23 protein-coding genes are annotated in these 20,394 nt (G+C 50.1%); 7 read left to right on the plus strand and 16 right to left on the minus strand.

Features of this window, described 5'->3' with window-relative positions; all coding sequences use genetic code 11:
* Positions 1–19: 19 nt before the first annotated feature.
* The 9 genes from tmk to ONV78_RS06910 all read right to left on the minus strand — a co-directional run bounded on the left by tmk (position 20) and on the right by ONV78_RS06910 (position 6,512).
* Positions 20–658, minus strand: a complete 639-nt coding sequence (tmk, locus tag ONV78_RS06870; RefSeq protein ID WP_279502117.1) for a dTMP kinase — start codon at positions 656–658, stop codon at positions 20–22.
* 51 nt (positions 659–709) lie between these two features.
* Positions 710–1,789: an endolytic transglycosylase MltG gene (gene mltG / locus ONV78_RS06875; RefSeq protein ID WP_279502119.1), complete on the minus strand. Its 1,080-nt coding sequence runs from the start codon at positions 1,787–1,789 to the stop codon at positions 710–712.
* Positions 1,740–2,564, minus strand: coding sequence for an aminodeoxychorismate lyase (gene pabC, locus ONV78_RS06880; protein WP_279502120.1), 825 nt, complete (start codon positions 2,562–2,564; stop codon positions 1,740–1,742). Before pabC ends, mltG begins: the two co-directional genes overlap by 50 nt.
* Positions 2,565–2,662: 98 nt before the next feature.
* Positions 2,663–2,896, minus strand: coding sequence for an acyl carrier protein (gene acpP / locus ONV78_RS06885; protein ID WP_011396045.1), 234 nt, complete (start codon positions 2,894–2,896; stop codon positions 2,663–2,665).
* Positions 2,897–3,009: 113 nt separating this feature from the next.
* The gene (gene fabG, locus ONV78_RS06890; RefSeq protein ID WP_216739040.1) at positions 3,010–3,741 is read right to left on the minus strand and encodes a 3-oxoacyl-ACP reductase FabG; all 732 of its coding nucleotides are present in this window, start codon (positions 3,739–3,741) and stop codon (positions 3,010–3,012) included.
* 13 nt (positions 3,742–3,754) lie between these two features.
* Positions 3,755–4,672 carry an ACP S-malonyltransferase gene (gene fabD / locus ONV78_RS06895; RefSeq protein ID WP_216739041.1) on the minus strand — a complete coding sequence of 306 codons (918 nt, stop codon included), beginning with the start codon at positions 4,670–4,672 and terminating at the stop codon, positions 3,755–3,757.
* Positions 4,673–4,744: 72 nt separating this feature from the next.
* Positions 4,745–5,752 (minus strand): phosphate acyltransferase PlsX, encoded by a 1,008-nt coding sequence (gene plsX, locus ONV78_RS06900; RefSeq protein ID WP_279502125.1) that lies wholly within the window; start codon positions 5,750–5,752, stop codon positions 4,745–4,747.
* 11 nt (positions 5,753–5,763) lie between these two features.
* On the minus strand, positions 5,764–5,943 hold the full coding sequence (gene rpmF / locus ONV78_RS06905) for a 50S ribosomal protein L32 (RefSeq protein ID WP_011396041.1): 180 nt from the start codon (positions 5,941–5,943) through the stop codon (positions 5,764–5,766).
* A 47-nt stretch (positions 5,944–5,990) separates the two neighbouring features.
* Positions 5,991–6,512, minus strand: coding sequence for a YceD family protein (locus ONV78_RS06910; protein WP_279502126.1), 522 nt, complete (start codon positions 6,510–6,512; stop codon positions 5,991–5,993).
* A 126-nt stretch (positions 6,513–6,638) separates the two neighbouring features.
* Here ONV78_RS06910 and ONV78_RS06915 point away from each other — a divergent pair, with 126 nt between their 5' ends.
* On the plus strand, positions 6,639–7,235 hold the full coding sequence (locus tag ONV78_RS06915; RefSeq protein WP_216739044.1) for a nucleoside triphosphate pyrophosphatase: 597 nt from the start codon (positions 6,639–6,641) through the stop codon (positions 7,233–7,235).
* Positions 7,236–7,291: 56 nt separating this feature from the next.
* Here ONV78_RS06915 and ONV78_RS06920 read toward each other — a convergent pair whose 3' ends face one another.
* From ONV78_RS06920 to ONV78_RS06930, 3 genes are read right to left on the minus strand one after another with little or no spacing between them, the layout of a single operon-like run.
* The gene (locus ONV78_RS06920) at positions 7,292–8,281 is read right to left on the minus strand and encodes a S49 family peptidase (RefSeq protein WP_279502127.1); all 990 of its coding nucleotides are present in this window, start codon (positions 8,279–8,281) and stop codon (positions 7,292–7,294) included.
* Positions 8,282–8,341: 60 nt separating this feature from the next.
* Positions 8,342–8,983: an HAD-IA family hydrolase gene (locus ONV78_RS06925; RefSeq protein WP_279502128.1), complete on the minus strand. Its 642-nt coding sequence runs from the start codon at positions 8,981–8,983 to the stop codon at positions 8,342–8,344.
* Between the two features lie 12 nt (positions 8,984–8,995).
* Complete coding sequence (locus ONV78_RS06930) at positions 8,996–9,943, minus strand: RluA family pseudouridine synthase (protein WP_279502129.1); 948 nt, start codon at positions 9,941–9,943, stop codon at positions 8,996–8,998.
* A 552-nt stretch (positions 9,944–10,495) separates the two neighbouring features.
* Between ONV78_RS06930 and rne the strand changes: the two genes are divergently transcribed.
* Positions 10,496–13,594: a ribonuclease E gene (gene rne, locus ONV78_RS06935; RefSeq protein WP_279502131.1), complete on the plus strand. Its 3,099-nt coding sequence runs from the start codon at positions 10,496–10,498 to the stop codon at positions 13,592–13,594.
* A 222-nt stretch (positions 13,595–13,816) separates the two neighbouring features.
* On the plus strand, positions 13,817–14,374 hold the full coding sequence (locus tag ONV78_RS06940; protein ID WP_279502132.1) for a YecA family protein: 558 nt from the start codon (positions 13,817–13,819) through the stop codon (positions 14,372–14,374).
* A gap of 40 nt (positions 14,375–14,414) precedes the next feature.
* Here ONV78_RS06940 and ONV78_RS06945 read toward each other — a convergent pair whose 3' ends face one another.
* On the minus strand, positions 14,415–15,584 hold the full coding sequence (locus tag ONV78_RS06945) for a phosphatidylserine/phosphatidylglycerophosphate/cardiolipin synthase family protein (protein WP_279502134.1): 1,170 nt from the start codon (positions 15,582–15,584) through the stop codon (positions 14,415–14,417).
* 10 nt (positions 15,585–15,594) lie between these two features.
* Positions 15,595–16,455 carry a PHP domain-containing protein gene (locus ONV78_RS06950; protein ID WP_279502136.1) on the minus strand — a complete coding sequence of 287 codons (861 nt, stop codon included), beginning with the start codon at positions 16,453–16,455 and terminating at the stop codon, positions 15,595–15,597.
* A 167-nt stretch (positions 16,456–16,622) separates the two neighbouring features.
* Here ONV78_RS06950 and ONV78_RS06955 point away from each other — a divergent pair, with 167 nt between their 5' ends.
* From ONV78_RS06955 to ONV78_RS06970, 4 genes are all read left to right on the plus strand, one after another.
* Positions 16,623–17,207, plus strand: coding sequence for a septation protein A (locus tag ONV78_RS06955; protein WP_216739052.1), 585 nt, complete (start codon positions 16,623–16,625; stop codon positions 17,205–17,207).
* 47 nt (positions 17,208–17,254) lie between these two features.
* Positions 17,255–17,554 (plus strand): YciI family protein, encoded by a 300-nt coding sequence (locus ONV78_RS06960; RefSeq protein ID WP_216739053.1) that lies wholly within the window; start codon positions 17,255–17,257, stop codon positions 17,552–17,554.
* A 174-nt stretch (positions 17,555–17,728) separates the two neighbouring features.
* On the plus strand, positions 17,729–18,388 hold the full coding sequence (locus ONV78_RS06965) for a TIGR04211 family SH3 domain-containing protein (protein ID WP_216739054.1): 660 nt from the start codon (positions 17,729–17,731) through the stop codon (positions 18,386–18,388).
* A 369-nt stretch (positions 18,389–18,757) separates the two neighbouring features.
* Positions 18,758–19,069 carry a PilZ domain-containing protein gene (locus tag ONV78_RS06970; protein WP_241567020.1) on the plus strand — a complete coding sequence of 104 codons (312 nt, stop codon included), beginning with the start codon at positions 18,758–18,760 and terminating at the stop codon, positions 19,067–19,069.
* 49 nt (positions 19,070–19,118) lie between these two features.
* Here ONV78_RS06970 and rraA read toward each other — a convergent pair whose 3' ends face one another.
* Positions 19,119–19,610 (minus strand): ribonuclease E activity regulator RraA, encoded by a 492-nt coding sequence (rraA, locus tag ONV78_RS06975; RefSeq protein WP_279502141.1) that lies wholly within the window; start codon positions 19,608–19,610, stop codon positions 19,119–19,121.
* A gap of 85 nt (positions 19,611–19,695) precedes the next feature.
* The gene (locus ONV78_RS06980; RefSeq protein WP_279502143.1) at positions 19,696–20,370 is read right to left on the minus strand and encodes an NAD(P)H-binding protein; all 675 of its coding nucleotides are present in this window, start codon (positions 20,368–20,370) and stop codon (positions 19,696–19,698) included.
* Between the last annotated feature and the right edge of the window lie 24 nt (positions 20,371–20,394).

A 20,394-nucleotide genomic window follows, 5' to 3' on the forward strand; every position in this document is an offset into this window, starting at 1 on the left:
TCAAAGCTCAAACAAACGGCTAACTAACCAATTTCTCCACCAATTCCTGGGCAATCGTAGCCTGTACATCTTCCAACGGCTGCTGCGCATCCACAACCAGAAAGCGCTCTGGGTCTTCAGCCACCCTCTTCATATAGCCTTCCTGAACACGGAAATAAAACCCCAGTTTCTCCTGCTCAAAACGATCCAAGGCGCCACGCTTTCTCGCTCTTGCCATCCCAACCTCAGGATCAATACGCAATAACAGAGTAAGATCCGGCTTGAAGTCCGCCTGCACCATCTTTTCAAGGTCATGTATCATTTCCCAGGACAGTCCACGCCCCCCACCCTGATAGGCATAAGTTGCATCGGTAAACCGGTCGCTCAACACATGCACGCCCTTTTCGATAGCTGGTCGAATTTTTTGCTCCAGGTGCTGAGCTCGCGCAGCGAACATAAGCAGTAATTCAGCCGTAGACGAGACTGTTTCCTCACGAGGGCGCAACAACAACTCTCTGACTTCTTCCGCCATCGGCGTACCGCCGGGCTCACGAGTCATCAACACCCCCTCTCCGCTCTCCTCTAAAATAGAACGAATGAAGTTGAGGTTAGTGGTCTTGCCCGCCCCCTCGATACCTTCTACGGTAATAAACAGCCCTTTCTTCAACGTTTGCCCCATTAAAATATCTAAACTTAAACCAAATTTAGCACGCCCAGCACCAACTCTCGATTACTGCGTTGAGCGATAATCTTCTCTGCGACGGAGCTGGTACTTCCTAACTGCTCTTACATGCGCTTCATGTGTTTTAGAAAATTCATGAGTACCGTCACCTCGCGCCACAAAATAAAGATCCCCCGTCTTCTCGGGGTGCAACGCGGCATGAATGGAGGCGCGCCCAGGCATAGCAATCGGTGTTGGCGGCAACCCTTTTATGACATAGGTATTGTAAGCCGTTGCTTCGCGCAAATCCTTGCGACGCAGATTTCCTTCATATTTATCACCCATGCCGTAGATCACCGTGGGGTCTGTCTGTAGACGCATCCCTTTCTCCAGCCGCAAAGTAAACACCCCGGAGATACGCCCTCGCTCACTATCCACGCTAGTTTCTTTTTCGACGATCGAAGCCAGTATCAACGCTTCGTAGGGAGTCGCCGCCGCACTCCAGGCGCTCTTGCGAGACCATTCATCTTCCAGAATACGCACCATCCGACGATGAGCCGTAGTCAGCAGATCAACATCTCGGGTCCCTTTTTTATAAAAATAGGTATCAGGAAACAGAAGACCTTCCGCATGCGGATAGTTCATGCCCAGCAATTTGGCGAGCTGAGCCGGATCTTGCGTATCGATGGTTTTTTCCAGTTTTGGATGGTTTTCCAGCTCACGCAGCACATCCTTCAGATTCCAGCCTTCGATGATAGTGAGCGCATAATTCAGAGTATTCCCGGAAGTCAGCAAGGCGAACAGCTCAATGGTATTCTTGCCAGGCTCAAGCAAATACTCGCCAGCCACTAGCTGCTTATCTTTTCGACTAAGCCGGCCGTACCAATAAAACCATTCAGCGCTTTCCAGCACGCCTTGCTCGACCATCCTATCGGCAACTTTCCGCAAAGAATCGCCGCGCTTGACTTCAATTGTAGTGGTGGCAGCCACCGGCAAGGGCTGCAATAACAAATAACGCCCGTAATAGTATGCGCCGACGACAACTGCTGATGAGATAAGAAATACAGCAAGAAAGGTCTTGAGAACAAACTTTCTCAAGCTAAAACGGGATTTTTTGGTGGACTTTTTCTTGGAGTTCTTTGATGACACAGTCGATATTCAGTAATTTACCATCTAATTGATTAACCGGAATAACTCCCATCACACTATTGACCAAAGCCATCCCCTTGATTTTTTTCAATTTTGCCTGAGCAATATCCGCCTCATCAATATGCAAACCCCACTCAGTAGCATTGTTAAGGATATATTGTCTCAGCACGCCCTTCACCCCCGATCGCGCTAATGTCGGTGTGAAGATTCTACCCTCATCCCAGAGAAAGATATTCGTCCGAGTCCCTTCAACTAAACGCCCAGAAGCATCAAACATCAATCCTTCGAACGCCCGCCCATCAAGCTCAATGGACGCAAGCACTTGCTCCAGGCGATTAAGGTGCTTAAGTCCCGCGTACGAGCCATATTCCACAGCCTGCGATTTTAGAGTCCGCACACTGCCGCCATACACTTGAATCGAATCGACATCCGGCACACTAAACAGACCCAACACCTCCAACGGCTGTTGCACCTCGGGCAGCGCATACCCTCTACCGCCAGCTCCTCTGGTCACTATAATCTTCAATACACACTTGCAACTCATATCTTTATTCTCTGCAAGCAGCTCATCCAATCGCGCCAGCAAAGAATCGCCGCTCACGTCATAGGGTATTCGCAATAGCTCACACCCCATCCGCAAACGCGCCAAGTGCTCATTCCATAAAACAGGGCGACCATCTACCACAAGAATAGTCTCAAAGAGACCATCCCCGTAGGCCAACCCTCGATCGGCGATCGATATATGATCCGCTTTTTCACCATTCAACAGATACATGCATCAACCCCAAAAAAATCACAAACCCCAAAAGCAAAAAACCGCCCGCAAGGTCTACCTGCGAGCGGTTCTTCGGCTTGGTCTGAGAAGGTTACTTCTTATTGATTAGCCAAGATGTAGTCGATAGCGTCTTGAACAGTTGTGATCTTCTCTGCTTCTTCGTCTGGGATTTCGGTCTCGAATTCTTCTTCAAGCGCCATTACCAGCTCTACAGTATCCAGAGAGTCAGCACCGAGATCTTCAACGAACTTGGAAGTCAGTTGAACGTCGCCTTCTTTAACTCCCAACTGCTCACAAACAATCTTCTTAACGCGCTCTTCGACAGTACTCATAATTTCCTCACTCTTATTTCATAACCAAGCACTTAATCGCGTGCTAGTCTAGTTGAACCCTATTTAATTAATCAAGCTAAAGTTCACGCACCGCATAGCGCGGCGGCGCAAACTTAACCCATATACATGCCGCCGTTTACATGGATGGTCTCACCGGTAATATAGCCGGCGGCGTCAGAAACCAAAAATGAAGCCACTTCAGCAATCTCAGATGGCTTGCCAAGGCGCTGCAAAGGAATAGCGCTCAGCAAGGCCTCTTTCTGGGCTTCGGGCAATTCGCTGGTCATATCTGTCTCGATAAAACCAGGCGCAATCGCATTAACCGTAATTCCTCTTGCGCCAATTTCTTTAGCAAGGGAGCGCGTAAACCCTTCAATCCCCGCTTTGGCGGCGGCATAGTTTACCTGCCCCGCATTCCCCATTGAGGCAACCACGGAGCTAATATTGATAATTCTACCCCAACGCGCCTTCATCATGCTTTTCACTACCAGCTTGCTCATGCGAAAGACTGAACTCAAGTTGGTCTGAACCACTTGATCCCAGTCCTCATCTTTCATACGCATGATCAAGGTATCCCGGGTAATGCCTGCATTATTAATCAACACAGCCGGAGCGCCAAATTCTTCTTCAATTGACTTGAGGCACTGAGCAATGGATTCATCTGAAGCCACGTCCAACACTTTTCCCGCCCCCTTACCGATAGCGCTCAAGCGCTCGGTAATCGCCGCCGCGCCGGTTTCAGAGGTGGCCGTACCAATTGTGATATAACCCGCTTTCGCCAACGAGTCCGCAATGGCGCTGCCGATACCTCTGGAAGCACCAGTCACCAAGGCTACTTTATCCATTATGGGAGTCCTTCTATAACGCGTTCCAGACTTCTGCGTCTGATAGCGATTGAATGGAAGCGGCGCGATCAATTTTCTTAACCAGACCCGCCAAGACTTTGCCTGGACCGCACTCTACATAGCTGTCCACGCCTTCCTCACTCATATGTTGAACGCTCTGCGTCCACAAAACAGGAGAAAATAATTGTTTGATCAGATTGTCTTTGAGTTCGGCAAGATCATCGACAGACCTCGCCCCCACGTTCTGGACAACAGGTATAGACGGCTTGTTAAACGCCATAGAGCCGATATGCTCCGCCAATTGCTCCGCGGCCGGCCTCATCAGCGCACAATGGGAGGGCACACTTACAGCCAACTTCAATGCACGCTTCGCACCTTTCTCCTTGAGCGCCACAATAGCCCTTTCTACAGCAGACTCCGTTCCCGCTATAACCACTTGTCCCGGGCAGTTGAAATTCACAGCCTCAACGCACTCTCCGGCAGCCGCTTCGCGACAACCGTCAATCACGGCCTGGTCATCCAATCCTAAAATCGCAGCCATGGCCGTCGCTTGCCCTTCGACAGACTTCTGCATAAGTTGGCCACGCAACTGAACCAGCTTCACGCCCTCTTGCAGCCCAATGACGCCAGCGGCGACCAAGGCGCTATATTCACCAAGACTGTGGCCCGCCATAAAGGCAACGGAAGGATTCACTTTCTGCTGATATAGCCGCCATAGGGCGACACTAGCAGTCAGAATAGCAGGTTGCGTAATTTCGGTTTTATTGAGTTGATCTTCGGGCCCGTTTTGAGTTAAAGACCAGAGGTCATAACCCAAGGCGTCGGACGCCTCCTGAAATGTTTCGGCAATTGATGGAAACGCCTGATTGAGATCAGATAACATCCCAATGCTTTGCGACCCTTGCCCTGGAAATAAGATAGCAGTGTTCATCGGCTTAGAATACTCAAATACAGTTAAACGGAGTAATTAGATCAAAGTTGTATTACAACTTGCATCAGAGCGTCATATAAGCTCGTCAAGGCGGGCGTTTATCATCTCGGGCACACCTTTCTGCGCCTCAAAAATAGCCTGCTCCAGCGCACTAAGGAACCCTATCTCTCGTGCATTGCCATGACTTTTAATCACAGTCGCCTGAAGCCCAATTAGACTTGCACCGTTATGACGAGAGGGGTCCACTAAGTCGCGAAGTTTGCGCAACATTGGCAACGCAGCATATCCAACCAAACGACTGTACCAATTACGATCAAACACGCTTTTGACCATACCGATTATCAGCTCCACCACCCCTTCGCCAGCTTTCAGAGCAACATTGCCAACAAAGCCGTCACACACCACCACATCAGCAATGGTTTTAAATATATCCCCGCCTTCTACGTAGCCAATGTAGTTAACCGACTCACACTCCGCCAGCATACGGGAAGCCAGCCGCACCTGCTCATTCCCCTTGATTTCCTCTTCTCCCACATTCAGAAGCGCCACCCTCGGCTCAGGCTTACCTTCCAGAGCCTCAACCAAAGCGGACCCCATAAGGGCAAACTGGTACAAATGCTCAGCCGTGCAATCAACGTTGGCGCCCAAATCCAACACATAACAGCGATTTTTAGGCGATGGAATGCGCTTCACAATGGCGGGACGATCCACCCCAGGATGCGTTTTCAGAATCGATCTAGCCAACAGCATCAAGGCCCCGGTATTGCCCGCACTCACACAGGCATGAGCAGCCTTTTGCCGTACCAATGATAGCGCCACAGCCATAGAAGACTGCTGCTTTTTCCTAAGCGCATGACTGGGACGGTCATCCATACGGACAACGTCAGGAGCATGAACGATTGATATACGGGGAGAGGTAGGCTGATTGCGAAGCAGGCTTCTTAGCTCAGCTTCATCGCCAACCAAAATCAAACTTACGAAGGGATTATTTTTGATGCATTTTAATGCAGCAGGAATCACGATGGAGGGACCGAAGTCCCCACTCATCGTATCGACCGCAACTGTTATATTGCGTTCCAAGACAGGGCTTCTTAGTCCTGAGAAACCTCAACCACTTTCTTGCCACGATAGAATCCGTCTGGAGTAACGTGGTGACGACGATGCTTCTCGCCAGTAGTCGGGTCGATAGACAACGCCGCTGAAGACAATGCATCATGTGAACGACGCATGCCGCGACGTGAACGGGATTTACGATTCTGTTGAACAGCCATTGCAATTCTCCTGAGCTAGCTCTTTCGCTAAAACTAATAAAACAGGTCTACTTTTTTAACAGGTCGCCCAGCACCGAGAAAGGATTATCAGCCTTTGTCTCGGACGCCTGCCCCTTAATTTCGTTTAACTCACCGCTACAGTGCTCATCTTCATGATAAGCGAACATGGGCAAACTCAGCAGCAGCTCGTCTTCAATTGCCTGGAGCAGGTTAACCTCGCTCCCTTCCATAAGGACTGGCTCATAGGAACGCGGTAACTGATCTAACTCAGATTCGGAACCTAAAAAGGCGAAGGTAGTTTCACCGTTAATTTTCAGCCCAACCTCACCCAAACATCGCTGACAGGTTAATCTCGCCAAAGTAGAATATACAATATACGCTACTCTGGAGCCCTGCTCATCACGCCTAAAACGAGCCGACGCTTCAACCTGATCACTATCAGTTGCGCCACCCGCCAGTTGATCCGCATATCTGGGGAGTGCTTTAGCCAAAATAATCCCTTCAAGCGTGAGTTCTTTCTCACACATTTTGTAGGGATCTACCAATTCCGGAATACCAGGCTTTTTCATAAGCGCGCAATTCTAGTGATGCGCCCAAACAAAGTCAAAGAGATGATTGCAAAATCACGGAATTAAAGCGATAAAAGAGCCGCAAAACGATTATTCGCCCTGAATCACAAAGCTCACACTCCAAAAATGACGAATAAAAACACACCTCCTTCTATTATATTAGGCTCGACCTCTCCTTACCGGGCCGCACTGCTACAAAAACTAAACCTAAACTTCCAACAAGCCGCCCCATGCTTTGACGAAAGCACGACACCAAACAGCCACCCCAAAGATATAGCCATCAACTTCGCGAAAGAAAAAGCAGAAAGTCTCCGCAAACAGTTTCCAGACCACTTAATAATTGGCTCCGACCAAACAGCCGCACTTGACGGACAATTACTCAGAAAGCCAGGCGACAAAACCAACGCCATCAAACAATTGACCGCCTGCTCCGGAAAATCAGTAACCTTTTATAGCGGGGTAGCACTAATAAACACCAGACTCAACACCACAAGAACATGTGTTGACTGGCAAACCGTTTATTTCAGAGAGTTATCTAAAGAGGAAATCGAGCGCTACCTGGAGCTCGAAGAGCCTTACGACTGCGTTGGCAGCTTCAAAGTCGAAGGACTGGGGATTAGCTTATTTGAAAAAATAGAAGGAAAAGACCCCAACACACTCATTGGCCTCCCCCTAATCGACCTGATTACCCTACTCAAAAAAGAGGGGTTACGCATACCGTAACCCCTCTTTACATTGCAGCACTTACTTAAATTCAGGCAAAGCGCCCGACCATAACGTTAATGAAGCTGAGGCCCTGAGCCCAACACCGCCTGGGCCACACCTTTACCAACACTTACGCCCAGCTTCCCAAGCAGTTCATCAAATGGGTTGCGCTTCGGCGTATAGTTAATAAGCTTCTCCGCTTTCACAACCTCCCTAGCCACATAACCAGAGCTACCCAGACCATCAATCAATCCCAAGCCCAAGGCTTGTTCGCCACTCCAAATCATTCCGGAATATAGCAACGGATTATCTTTATGGATGCGATCGCCCCGACCTTTCTCAACCTGCTCAATAAACTGCTTATGCGTTGTATTCAACACACCCTGCCACAGCTCACGCTCATCCTCTTTTACTGGCACAAATGGATCCAAAAAGGACTTGTGCTCACCTGCGGTGAAGATTCGGCGCTCGACACCCAACTTATCCATCGCATCAACAAACCCAAAGCCGGATGCGGTCACACCAATAGACCCCACAAGACTCGCCTTATCAGCATAAATTTCATCCGCCGCGGCCGCGATGTAATAAGCCCCGCTAGCGCCGATATCCATAATCACCGCATACACTTTCTTATCTGGATGCTCACTCTTCAGGCGCCCGATCTCATCGTACACATAACCTGCCTGCACCGGGCTCCCACCTGGACTATTGATACGCAGGATAACCGCTTTGGCCGCCTCTTCTTCGAATGCATCCCTTAACGCAGACACAATGGCGTCCGCATTAGCTTCTTCAGTGGCCGCAATAACACCATTCACTTCAATGACAGCAGTATGAGGCTCTGTACGCGCAGCAACGCTTTTACCTACTCCCGGACTGAGAGCAATCACAATGAAAAACAAGTACAAAAAAGTCAGCGACTTAAAAAAGATCCCCCAGCGACGCGCTTTGCGCTGCTCGTTGAGAGAACTCATCACCATTTTTTCAATAAGACGCCACTCTTTTTGATTTCCTGGTTGCCCAGCAGATTCCTGCATAGCTTTATCTTCAGAATTTTCAAACATATTCGTTTTTACACACCTGCTAGCTTGGTCTTAACATCCATAGTCACAACTACAAGGCCATCACAGAAACAGTTTCTGCAATTCAGCCACATTATCCGCGACCGCTACCGGCCGATATTTTTGCAACCGGGAAACTTGATGAGCGCCATGAGACATCGCTATACGATCCACACCTAACCGCATAGCCATCTCCATATCGTATTCCGTATCCCCTACCATCACCGCCTCATGCGGCCGCAGCGAAAACTCATCCAACAACTCCTGCAGCATGAGCGGATCTGGCTTGGAGCGAGTCTCATCCGCACATCTGACAGCATCAAAGTATTCACTCATATCCATTGCATTAAGTGCTCTATCCATACCACGCCGACTCTTACCTGTCGCAATCGCAGTCAGATATTTAGCCTCGCGTAAATCACCCAGCATGTCGATAACACCCGGATACAGTCCGCTCCGGGTTATTTCAGCCAACAGAAATTGCGCCGAATACGCTTCTTTGAAGCCATCGACAAACATCTGATCTTCGACACCAAACAACTCGACAATCGCCTCAGACAGACCAAGCCCGATTATATTCTTGGCCGCCTCTCTTCCCGGAAAAGGCGCCTGCATTTTTTTACTGGCCACCTCCAGACAGTCCACAATATGAGAAGTGGAGTCAGCCAAAGTTCCATCCCAATCGAATATCAACAACTTATACATATGATTTAGACGTCAACTTCTCAGCGCAGGAGAATGATCCTCATCCCACTCACATACAATTTTTTGCTCTGGCCGATCAGGCCAACTCAAGCGCAACGAATAAGCATGCAGGCAGAGCCTTTTAACCCCCATATCCCGATAGACCTTATTCGTTTCTGAGTCGCAGTATTTGTCATCGCCGATAATGGGGTGTCCGGCAAATTTCGCATGCACACGAATCTGATGCGTTCTACCTGTAATTGGCTGCGCCTCAACCAAAGATCGCCCCGCCCCGGAATACAACACTCTAAAGCGCGTTTCACTGGCCTTGCCATCTTCACTGACACTCACCACACGCTCCCCTGAGCGCAGGACGTTCTTTTTCAACGGAGCGGTTATCACTGACTTGTGCTTGGGCCATTTACCACACACCCAAGCGTGATAGATCTTCTCAACCCTGCCCGTTTTCAACATATCATGAAACTGCACCAAGGCCCGGCGCTTTTTCGCCAACACCAAAACACCAGACGTATCGCGATCAAGTCTATGAGCCAACTCTAGAAAACGTAAGTCCTGGCGCGCAGCGCGAAGTATTTCAATGACGCCGAAGCTAACTCCACTTCCACCGTGCACCGCTACGCCACACGGCTTATTTATAATAAGCAGTTCGTCATTTTCAAACAGCGTTGACTGCGAGACCAATTCAATCAAGCCAGCAGGTATGACAGGTTCTGAGTTATCGCTTTCCGATACTCGAATGGGAGGAATTCGAACCTGATCGCCATCTTTCAACTTTGTCTCGGGCTTGCATCGCCCTTTATTAACCCGCACCTCTCCCTTGCGAATTATTTTATATATCTTCCCCTTCGGCACACCTTTCAACTCTCGCACCAGAAAGTTATCCAGGCGCTGTCCGTCAGACCCACTATCGATAGTAACAACTCGGGCGCCGACGCCGGCCCCGCCATCTAATTTAGTCACAAATATTTAACTCTGGCGTAAACCGCAAATATTCTTGGATAAAAACCGGACAAAACAAACGTGATTGAATGCCAGTGGTTTAACTGCTATATTTTCAAGGCGCTAACTCGGCGGAAATAAAGGTAGGCCATTTAGCATCCGAATAGCTGAGCGATGACATAACATCAGGCGCGAAGAGATTATACAGAGTTGAACACGGGTTATAAACCGAGCGTTGACTCCAAGCCTATATGCTGTAATCAGACTGGCAACCGATAAAACGGCGCCGAGAGACGCATATCCAGGCGGAACGAATTCCCGCGGTAGGGTCAATCACCTTCCCGCCCATCCTCTGATTATAAAAGAGGATGGAAAACTAGTGACGACACGGCGCACACATAGATAATGTACGGCTCGCACAATAGAGGCACAATCTGTAACTCTATGGTTGACCCGGATGATCCCATCCCATGGTCCACCAGCACACCTCCGCTGTGGCCTCACGCATCACCGTTCCGACTTGCTTAAGCGGTTTTTGGCGCCCACAGAACACTGAGTGGGACAAAAACATAAATGAAGCGAATGTTGATCAACGCAACTCAACCAGAGGAGTTGCGTGTAGCCCTCGTTGACGGACAAAAACTGTACGATCTGGACATTGAATCCGGCACCCGCGAGCAAAAAAAATCCAATATCTATAAAGGCAAAATTACCCGCATAGAGCCCAGCCTTGAGGCCGCCTTCGTAGACTTCGGCGCAGAGCGCCACGGCTTCCTGCCCCTGAAAGAAATTTCCCGCGAATACTTCAAGAGTCAGCCGCAAAAAGGCGGCAAGATGAACATCAAGGATTTGCTGCAGGAAGGCCAGGAAATAATCATCCAGGTGGACAAAGAAGAGCGCGGCAATAAAGGCGCAGCGCTCACGACGTTCATCAGTCTGGCTGGCCGCTATTTGGTGCTAATGCCGAACAACCCTCGTGCAGGCGGCATCTCTCGTCGCATTGAAGGCGATGATCGCGACCAACTGAAAGACGCCATGTCAGGCCTGACAGTACCCAAAGACATGGGACTGATAATTCGCACTGCAGGCGTTGGCCGCTCTTCCAAAGAGCTGCAAAGAGATTTGGACTACCTGCTGCAATTCTGGGACTCCATCCGTCACGCATCGGATAGCAAGCCCGCACCCTTCCTCATCTATCAGGAAAGCAACGTAGTTATCCGCGCCACCCGCGACTACTTGCGCCAGGATATTGGCGAGGTTCTGATCGACCACCCACAAGTACACCAGGACGCGCTTAACTTTGTAAAAGCGGTGATGCCAAACTTCGAAAACCGCATCAAGCTGTATCAGGATGACATCCCGCTATTCAATCGCTACCAGATTGAAAGCCAGATCGAAACCGCGTTCCAGAGAGAAGTAAAACTGCCATCAGGCGGCTCTATTGTTATCGACCCAACCGAAGCCCTGGTTTCTATCGACATCAACTCTGCTCGCGCCACCAAAGGCGGCGACATTGAAGAGACCGCGCTGCAAACCAACCTGGAAGCAGCGGACGAGATCGCACGCCAGCTACGCCTTCGCGACATCGGCGGCCTGATCGTTATCGACTTTATCGACATGACGCCCAACAAGAACCAGCGCGAGGTGGAAAACCGCCTAAAAGAAGCACTGGAGTTGGATCGCGCTCGCGTGCAGATCGGCAAAATCTCCCGCTTTGGCTTATTGGAAATGTCGCGCCAGCGTTTGCGTCCATCATTAGGCGAGACCCGCAACGAGATGTGCCCCCGCTGTAAAGGCCAGGGTTCAATTCGCGGAGTAGAGTCTCTTGCTCTATCCGTCATGCGCCTGATCGAAGAGGAAGCATTTAAAGAGCGCACGGCTGAAGTTCGCGCAATCTGCCCTATCAGCGTCGCCACGTACCTGCTTAATGAAAAGCGCGAGAACTTAGCCAAAACGCAAAAGCGCCATGGCGTGAAAGTGATTGTTGTCCCTAACTCGCATATGGACACCCCTCACTTTGAAGTTCAGCGAATCCGGGACGATAACGCCAATGTTAGCGAGATCAGCTACAACGTTAAGCCTGAGATGGAAGAGAAAAACCCGGTTGAAAGCCTGCTGCACAAAGAAGTTGTACGCCAGGAAGCCGCGGTGAAAACCATTGTGCCAACCTCTACGCCTGCCGCTCCAAGCGAAGAAGTTGGCTTGCTGAAGCGCCTGCGTCAGAAAGTGTCAAAAATGTTCTCTGGCGAGAAGAAAGACAGCGACCTTAAAATCACGGTTGCAGAGTCTCCGCAATCGTCACAAGACAAAGACGCTGGCCGCAGAAAAGTTAAAGTGCGTGATCGTCAAGACGGCCAACGCGACAATCAACGCCAGGATAACCGTCAAGCCGAATCCCGAGATGGCGGACAGGATAGTCGTCGCGGCAACCGTGGCCGCAATGACGACCGTAACCAGCGCCGCAACGAACGCAATGAGCGTAACGACGGACAGAAAGATAGACGTCAACGGGATCGCGACTCTAGCAAAGGCGATACTCCACGCGAACAAAGAGGCCGCAACGAATCAGCGAAAGCAGAGTCAGGCAGCCAGGAAAAGTCGGAGTTTAGTCGCCCAAGACGCGACCGCTCCTCCGGCAAGCCAGTTCCTCGCCCACAGCGCCAGGACAGACCTGAGCGCCAAGACAAGCCTGAAACTCAGGAGAAAGTGGCCGAAGAGACTGCAGAACGTCGAACTCCCGTCGTAGCCAACAACGTCACAGACGAGCCTGCGAAGTCTGAAGTCGCCAAAGAAGTGTGGAACAAATCTGTAGAAGCTATTGCTGAAGCAGAAACTACCGACAATGCGCGCCCATCGCAGCCAAAGACGGAAGAGAAAGTCGCAGCGCCCGCTCAGCAGTCAGCACAATCCGGTGAAGCCGTCGAGCCTGGCAAAGCTGCGCAGAAGACCACTTCAGAGCAGCCGGCGAAACAGCTCGATGTGGACACACGTCAACGCAAGGATGATAGCGCAGAAGTCAAACAGCAGAGCGAACGCGAACAGGAAAAACCTGCGCGCAGAGCCCGTGCGGAAAACGACCCTCGCAACAAAACACGCCGACCCAAGCGTGAGGCTGCGGAAGCTAAATCAGAGGAAGCGCCCAAAGAGAGTCATGTAGAGAAGCCTGTAGCACGAGCAAAAGCAAGTGCGCCAGAGGCAGACAGCATCTCTGCAGAAGCCAAGAGCAAGGAAGACAAGAAAGAGGCGCCCACAGAGGCCAAGGGCAAGCCAGACAAAGCGGCGCCAGCGCCAACTGCCGAGAAGAAACCTTCCGACAAACCAGTTACAACTGTAGCAGAGTCCGAAGAGGAGCCTAAGCGAGCCTTCAACGATCCTCGAGAGGTGCGGAAGCGCATACAGGCTCAGAAGACTCAAACCAGCAATAACTCGGCAGGCGCTTCCACTCCCCAGCCAATGGCGGCCCCCAAAGCTCCCGAAGCGGCAACCATCGAATCCAAGATGGAAGCGAAAGAGCCTGAGCAGCCCCCAAAAGCGCCAGCCCCGGTGGCGGAGAAAGCTCGTGAGGAGGCCGAACCTCCCAAGAGCGCTCCCAGCGCCCCGGAAGCAACTGTTGCTGACGTAAAGGCTGAAGACAAACCTTCATCTCAGGACAGCAAGGCGTCACAAGCCTAAGCTGGCGATAGCCGGCGCAATGACGCCGACGGCAGGTTGCAATACCTGCCGTCGGCGTCTCGCTTTTTGCTCCCAGGTTCAGGCCGAGACACAGCGAAAACCGTTATAAACGGAGCGCTTATGTCAGTGCAAAATGCGGATATTAATACTTCACATTTTTGCTGTAGCATCCGCTATCGGCATAAATTAGACTGATTCAAAGCGCCCTCTAAGGAACCCGTCATGCAATCCGAAGCTTTTCCCTTTACCTCCCAGGAAATCGACCATCTTGAGTCACTGTTGTTCGACAACGATCAAGAAGAAGAAAACCTGGATCTATTTGGGATTCACGGTCTCTTGAGCGCATTTGCCGTTGGTCCGGCGGACGCGGACGTCAATGAGTGGCTACGCCTTATCCTCGACGGCTCCTGCCAACTGGAGAGCCAAGAGCTTGAGGAAATCAAACAATCCATTCTGAGACTGTTCAAGCACATCGAGCAGCAACTTCACAGCGAGGAAAACGTCTCTGTACCAGAGGAAATCTTTGACGACGAAGATGCTCTCGCCAACTGGTCTGCTGGATTTATTGAAGGCTTCCTGAGCAATGAAAAGCTGTGGTTTGAAGGCTACGACGAAGCCGCGGTGGCGTCACTACTGCTTCCTATGATGGCGCACTCCGAACTCTTCGAGGATGAAGACTTCGAGGACATAAAACACAATGACAAACTGATGGCGGAAATGGCGGACCAGATCCCAGAGAATCTGACCGATCTATACCTGCTCTATCACGCAAAGCAATAAGCTTGTTTTCAGCAGCTCTCAAACCCTACTGAGAGCTGCACTACCTCAGAAATCGGATCAGCAGTTCGTCTAATTTCCCCATCAAATAGACCATCAGCCGACTATACCAGCCCATCTTATTCAGGGAGGCCAAGGTTACCGCCCTGCTCTTTCTACGACACTGCTCGAAAAAGCCCGCCACTTGAGTCGTAAATTCTGCATTCCATACTTCCTGATTCGCTTCCAGATTCCAACGATACGTCCAATGATCAAGATTGAATGACCCGACCGAACACCAGTCGTCGCATATATACACCTTGGCATGAATAAACGTCGGCTGATATTCAAACAATTCCACTCCAGCTCGCAGCAAAGAACGATAATGGCGCCGCGCGGCGTAGGTTACCCCCGGATGATCACTCGTCAGCCCCGGAACAATAATCTGCACTTTAACGCCTTGTCGCGCCGCCCAACGCAGAGCGCGCCTGACCCGCCAAGACGTAACGAAATAAGGCGTGATGACCTGTAAACTTCCATGCGAGCGCTTAATGCGACGCAGCAATTCACGCACAATGTCCTGCTTTCGCCACCCCCAACCAAAGGCGGCGCGTCCAGCCATCTCTCCGCCCTTAACCGCCGTACGCCCCAAAGGGAGCATGATCTTGCTGCTCTCACACCAGATTTCTCGGAAGCCCCTATCCCAGTCCGCCAACACAGGACCGGAGATGGTCACCGCCACATCCAGCCAAGCCGTCTTGGCTTCTTGATCATCAGACTCGATAGCCTTTTCTGACAAGGGCTCCCCAAGATCTGGAGTTTGCGGGAAAAAATCGTCCGTAATCCCAAAACCACCCACCAATGCAACCTCACCATCGACTAACACCAGCTTGCGATGATCTCTATGGAAGTTTCGGGTCCAGCGTCGATAATTTATGGGATTGTATGCAGCGACATGAATATTCGCCGGCAAGGCATGGGATAAAAAGAGGTCGCGTAACACGGCGCGGGAGCCGAAGTCGTCCAGCAGTAAAAATACCTGCACCCCACGATTCGACGCTTCTTCCAACAGGGCATACACCCATTGAAAAGCCCTCCCTCTCTCCACCAAGTACATTTCAATAAATATGTAATGACGAGCGGAGGAAAGCGCCTGATGCAGCGCATGCAAAATTTCAATGTGCCCAATACTGAAACTGAAAGTGTTGTCTCCGACAACCTTGCATCTATCCATGAGCGTTCATTTATTGTCGAGCGCGCAAGACGTCAATGAGACTGGGTAAAGATTGAGCCATCTTAGGGAATCGGCCCAATTGACGCCAAGGCATCATAGCGCCATGATAGTCGCTGCCTGCGGATTGCGCCAACCCAAGCTTTCCAGCCTCTTGCTGAATCCAGCCGAACTCGCCAGAGTTGATGTCGGGCACCGAGACCTCCACCGCATCTCCGCCGCAGGCTTTAATTTCCGCCATCAGACGCCGCAGTTTCGTAGCAGTCATTTTGTATTTGAAAGGATGCGCCAGAGAACTGTATCCCTTACTGCGCTTCACCGCGGCAAGAACTTCTTCCAGGTCAGGCCAATACAGCTTCACATCGCCAATTTTTCCTGCGCCCAGGTATTTCTTGAAAGCCACATCGATTGATTCAACAGCTTCCATTTCCAGCAACGCCTGAGCAAAGTGCGGACGAGCCGGCACTCCACTTTCTGCAAACGTTTCCGCCCGGGCGTACAAATCAGCGACCTTCAGCTTTCTCTCCAGCTTATCGGCGATCACTCTGGCGCGATCCAAACGACGCGTTTTCTGCTTTTCCAGCAGCGCAGCGACTTCACTGCCTTCCAGATCAAAATCAAACGCCAGCATATGTATCGTCATTCCCTGCCACAGGCATGAAAACTCCGTACCGGCAATCAACCTGATCCCCAGCGCCTTATCCAGTGACGCATCCATCAATGAGTGCATCCCTTCCACTGTATCGTGATCAGTAATTGCTAAAGTTGTCAGCCCCCGACTTACAGCTAGCTCCAGCAGCTCTGCTGGACTTCGGGAGCCATCCGAAGCGGTGGTGTGACAGTGAAGATCGAAGTCGTGATTGACAATCTGCATAAATGGTTACAAAACCCTAAAGTACAACGCTAGTAGAAAATACAGTATCATCTCGTCTAATTTAAGTTCTAATTAAAAAAGTTCTCCGCACGCCTAAACTTGCGTCATTGTGGGAGACAACAACGCCGACGGTCCTGACTGATCGTCGCCAAACGACACGGCTATCTATGAAACTGTTATTTGATTTTTTTCCGATCATTCTTTTTTTCGTGGTCTATAAAACGACTAACGATATCGTCACCGCTACCGCCGCGCTTATACCCGCCACCGCCGCACAAGTCGCCTTCTCCTGGTTTAAATACCGGAAAGTGGAAAAGATGCATTTATTCGCCCTTGTTATCGTCGTGATACTGGGGGGGGCAACGATTCTATTTAAAGACGACACATTTATTAAGTGGAAGCCCAGCGTAGTGTGCTGGCTGCTGGCCGTCGTGTTCCTGATTGGCGGCTGGGTAAGCAAAAAGAACCTTTACCAGCGTATGATGGAGGCGAATATAAGCCTTCCGCAGCACGCATGGTCCAAACTGAATTATTCCTGGGTAATTTTTAATGCCCTATTGGGGGGACTCAACCTGTATGTCGCCTACCACTACACCCAAGACCAATGGGTTAATTTTAAGCTATTCGGCATGCTCGGTTTGTCCCTGGTTTTCGCATTGATGCAGGGCGTTTACATCAGCCGCCACATGGAAGAGGACGAGCCAGCGCCATCCGATAGCGCTACAGGTAATGGCGATAACAAGTCCTTTTAGTTAACAAAGAAACTTCCAACATACCTCAAAGAATCAAGAGTCGCACAATGCTCTACGTCATTTACGCAGAAGATAAAGCTAACAGCCTGGAAGACAGAATGCAGGCAAGACCAGACCACTTGCAGCGTCTGGAAACATTGAAAGAACAGGGCCGCCTCATCCTCGCCGGTCCCACTCCGCATGTTGACGCCATGGACCCGGGACCGGCCGGTTTCAGCGGCAGCGTGGTGATAGCGGAGTTCCCATCATTGGAAGACGCCAAAGCCTGGGCGGACGCAGACCCCTATATAAAAGCGGGCGTGTACGAGAAAGTCACCGTCAAGCCATTCAAAAAAGTATTGCCCTGAGAACAACCAAACGCTCTGGGCGCTTGCACTACCCCGTCGATATAGTTTAAAAAACATTCGACTAATACTGCCGCTATTTAAAGCGGGAGGCAGGGTCAACTCAAACTGAGACAATGATACAAATGCGCCCGGGCTTTCCAACAATGTCACCGCATACTACTTAGGAATAACAACGTGGGAAAAAAAGCGCTTTTATTAGCCGGTTTGCTAATTTCCTCATTTGCATTTGCAGATACGAAATACATTGACGACACCATGTACGCTCCGTTGAGAAGCGGTCAGGGACTAGAGTTTCGTATCGTTCACAAAGGCGTAAAAAGCGGCACGCCGGTAGAGCATCTGCAAACCAACGCCGAGTCTGGATACAGCCTTATCCGCACCCCTGAAGGCATTGAAGGCTGGCTGCCCACTCGCTTTTTGATCAATGAGCCTGTCGCCAGAGATAAGCTCAACAGAATGACTCAGCAATATACCGCGCTACAGCAGAAATTTAACGACCTGCAGAACGAATACAGTCAGATCAAAGGCGAAAACTCCAATCTCGGCGGCGCTCGGGAGCAACTGGAAAAGTCCAACAAAGAACTCCAATTGGAGCTTAGCAATATCAAACGAATTTCTGAGAACGCCATTGCTCTGGATACTCGTAATCGCGAACTTAGAGAAAGCAATGAGAAGCTGAAAAATGAAGTGGAATTGCTCTCTGCAGAAAATTTGCGTCTGAAAGACAGCGACGAACGCGACAAGATGCTATTGGGCGGCGGGCTGGTGTTGCTTGGGGTCATTATCGCCCTGATTGTCCCCATGTTTAAAAGAGAGAAGAAAGCCGGCTGGTAACGCTTATCTACCCCCTTCCCTGAAAACTCGTCCGCAATAACATCCGGGTATGTTTGCGGACGAGTGCTACACTATTCATATATAAGGAAGCAGACAAACGTTTGCTTTTTTATTAAAGCCTTTTATAACCGGATACTTTCATCACTATATTTTTTATACCACAGTGAGCTGAAAACGCGTCCGGAATAATGGAAGCGGGTGTGCTTGAAAGGGGGGAAAGGTTTTCATGCTATCAATATATAGTGCCTTGATTCAATAGCACATACCAAATGTTCTACCAATAGGCCAACTTATAACAAATCCAGCTTTGACAGGTCCTTTTTAGCAGCGTATAAAACTAAGGACCCAATAACAATAAGTGAGGCCGCGATGAGACTGACAACTATGCGCGATTACAGCGAGAAACGTGATTTCATCCGTATGAAAGTCGACTCAGAAATTGTGTTGACTATCGCCGACACTGGCAGAAGCTTAACTGGGGTTTGTAAAGACCTGAGTGGGGCAGGAATGTCCATCGAAATTGGTGAGCCGTTCGCCGAGGGCGCAGAATTTCAAACGTCCCTCCCCTCGTCCAACGAGGCATTTCCTTCTTTTGAGACCATCGTCCGAGTAATCAGATGTACGCCTGTATCTGAGGACAGATACGTCATAGGCGTAGAGATCACCAAGGTCGTCAATTGATATCCATGAAAGGCGTCATTCGACGCCTTTTTTGTTTGCTTTGGCTCAATTACTCTTGAGGCATACTTAGCTGCTCTGGAGATACAATCACGCCATTATTGTCTGCATAAATATAATGGCCAGGTTTAAATGTGACGCCTCCAAAAGTAATATCCACATTCAAATCGCCAATTCCCCTCTTATCTGTTTTCATGGGGTGAGTACCTAATGCTTGAACGCCAAGATCAGTTTGGCGAATCACATCAACATCCCGGATACATCCGTAGATAATGATCCCCTCCCAACCGTTGGCCGCTGCTTTCTCCGCCAGCATATCTCCCAATAGCGCCGCCCTTTTGGAGCCGCCACCGTCCACCACCATAACCTTACCCTGTCCCGGTTGATCCACCTGCTGCTTGACGACAGAGTTATCCTCAAAACACTTAACCGTCACAATTTCTCCGCCAAATGAACTCCTGGCTCCGAAATTTTGAAACATTGGCTCAACCACTTTAACCAGCTGTGGATATGCGTCGCATAAATCTGGAGTGACATATTTCACTTATTAGTGCTCCCTATTTTTATGAAAGTGCAGAAGTATTATTAGAAGGTTTTTACCATGAAACTTAAACGGCCAAGGCCGCCTTTTAGAGAACCTTTTGCAGACAATCGGATTCAAGCGTCAGTATAGGTGGTCGGTTTGTAGTTAAAGCTTGTTCCGCTTCATGAACCATACGGTACGCCAGTTTATTTGCATCCAGTCCGGCATACTTTCTGAGCGGACCTTGCATCAGCGGATTCAGCCATGCAGCCGCCTTGACGCCCACGCCCTCCAAAAATCGAGACTCGTGACGCTCACCAAGCAGCAACGAAGGCCTGAATATCGTCACAAAAGGAAAGCCTTCTTCCAGCACCGCTCGCTCAACCTTTCCCTTGACGCGATTGTAGAAAAACAGCGACTTTTCTGACGCCCCTATAGCCGATACCAGCAAAAAGTGACTGGAGCCATTACGCTTCATAGCATGAGCCGCAGCAGCAGGATAGGCGTAATCGACCTGACTGAAAGCTTCCTGACTGCCCGCCTTTTTAATGGTCGAACCAAGACAGCAAAATACGTCGTCCGCACTTATATCCGCCAGTTCTTGCTCCAATCGATCAAAATTGACCACTCTCTGAGCCAACTTTTCGTTTTCCACTTCAAGAGGACGACGCACAACCGCAGTAACTTGCCCATAGCACGTTGAAGCAAGCAGGCGATGTAGACATAACCCACCGACAAGGCCACTCGCCCCTAATATCAAAGCGCTGCGCTTCCCACCCACCTTTTAGTCTCCTTTATCCAATTC

Origin of the sequence: Hahella sp. CR1 (assembly GCF_029813005.1) — a bacterium.
GTDB lineage: Bacteria > Pseudomonadota > Gammaproteobacteria > Pseudomonadales > Oleiphilaceae > Hahella.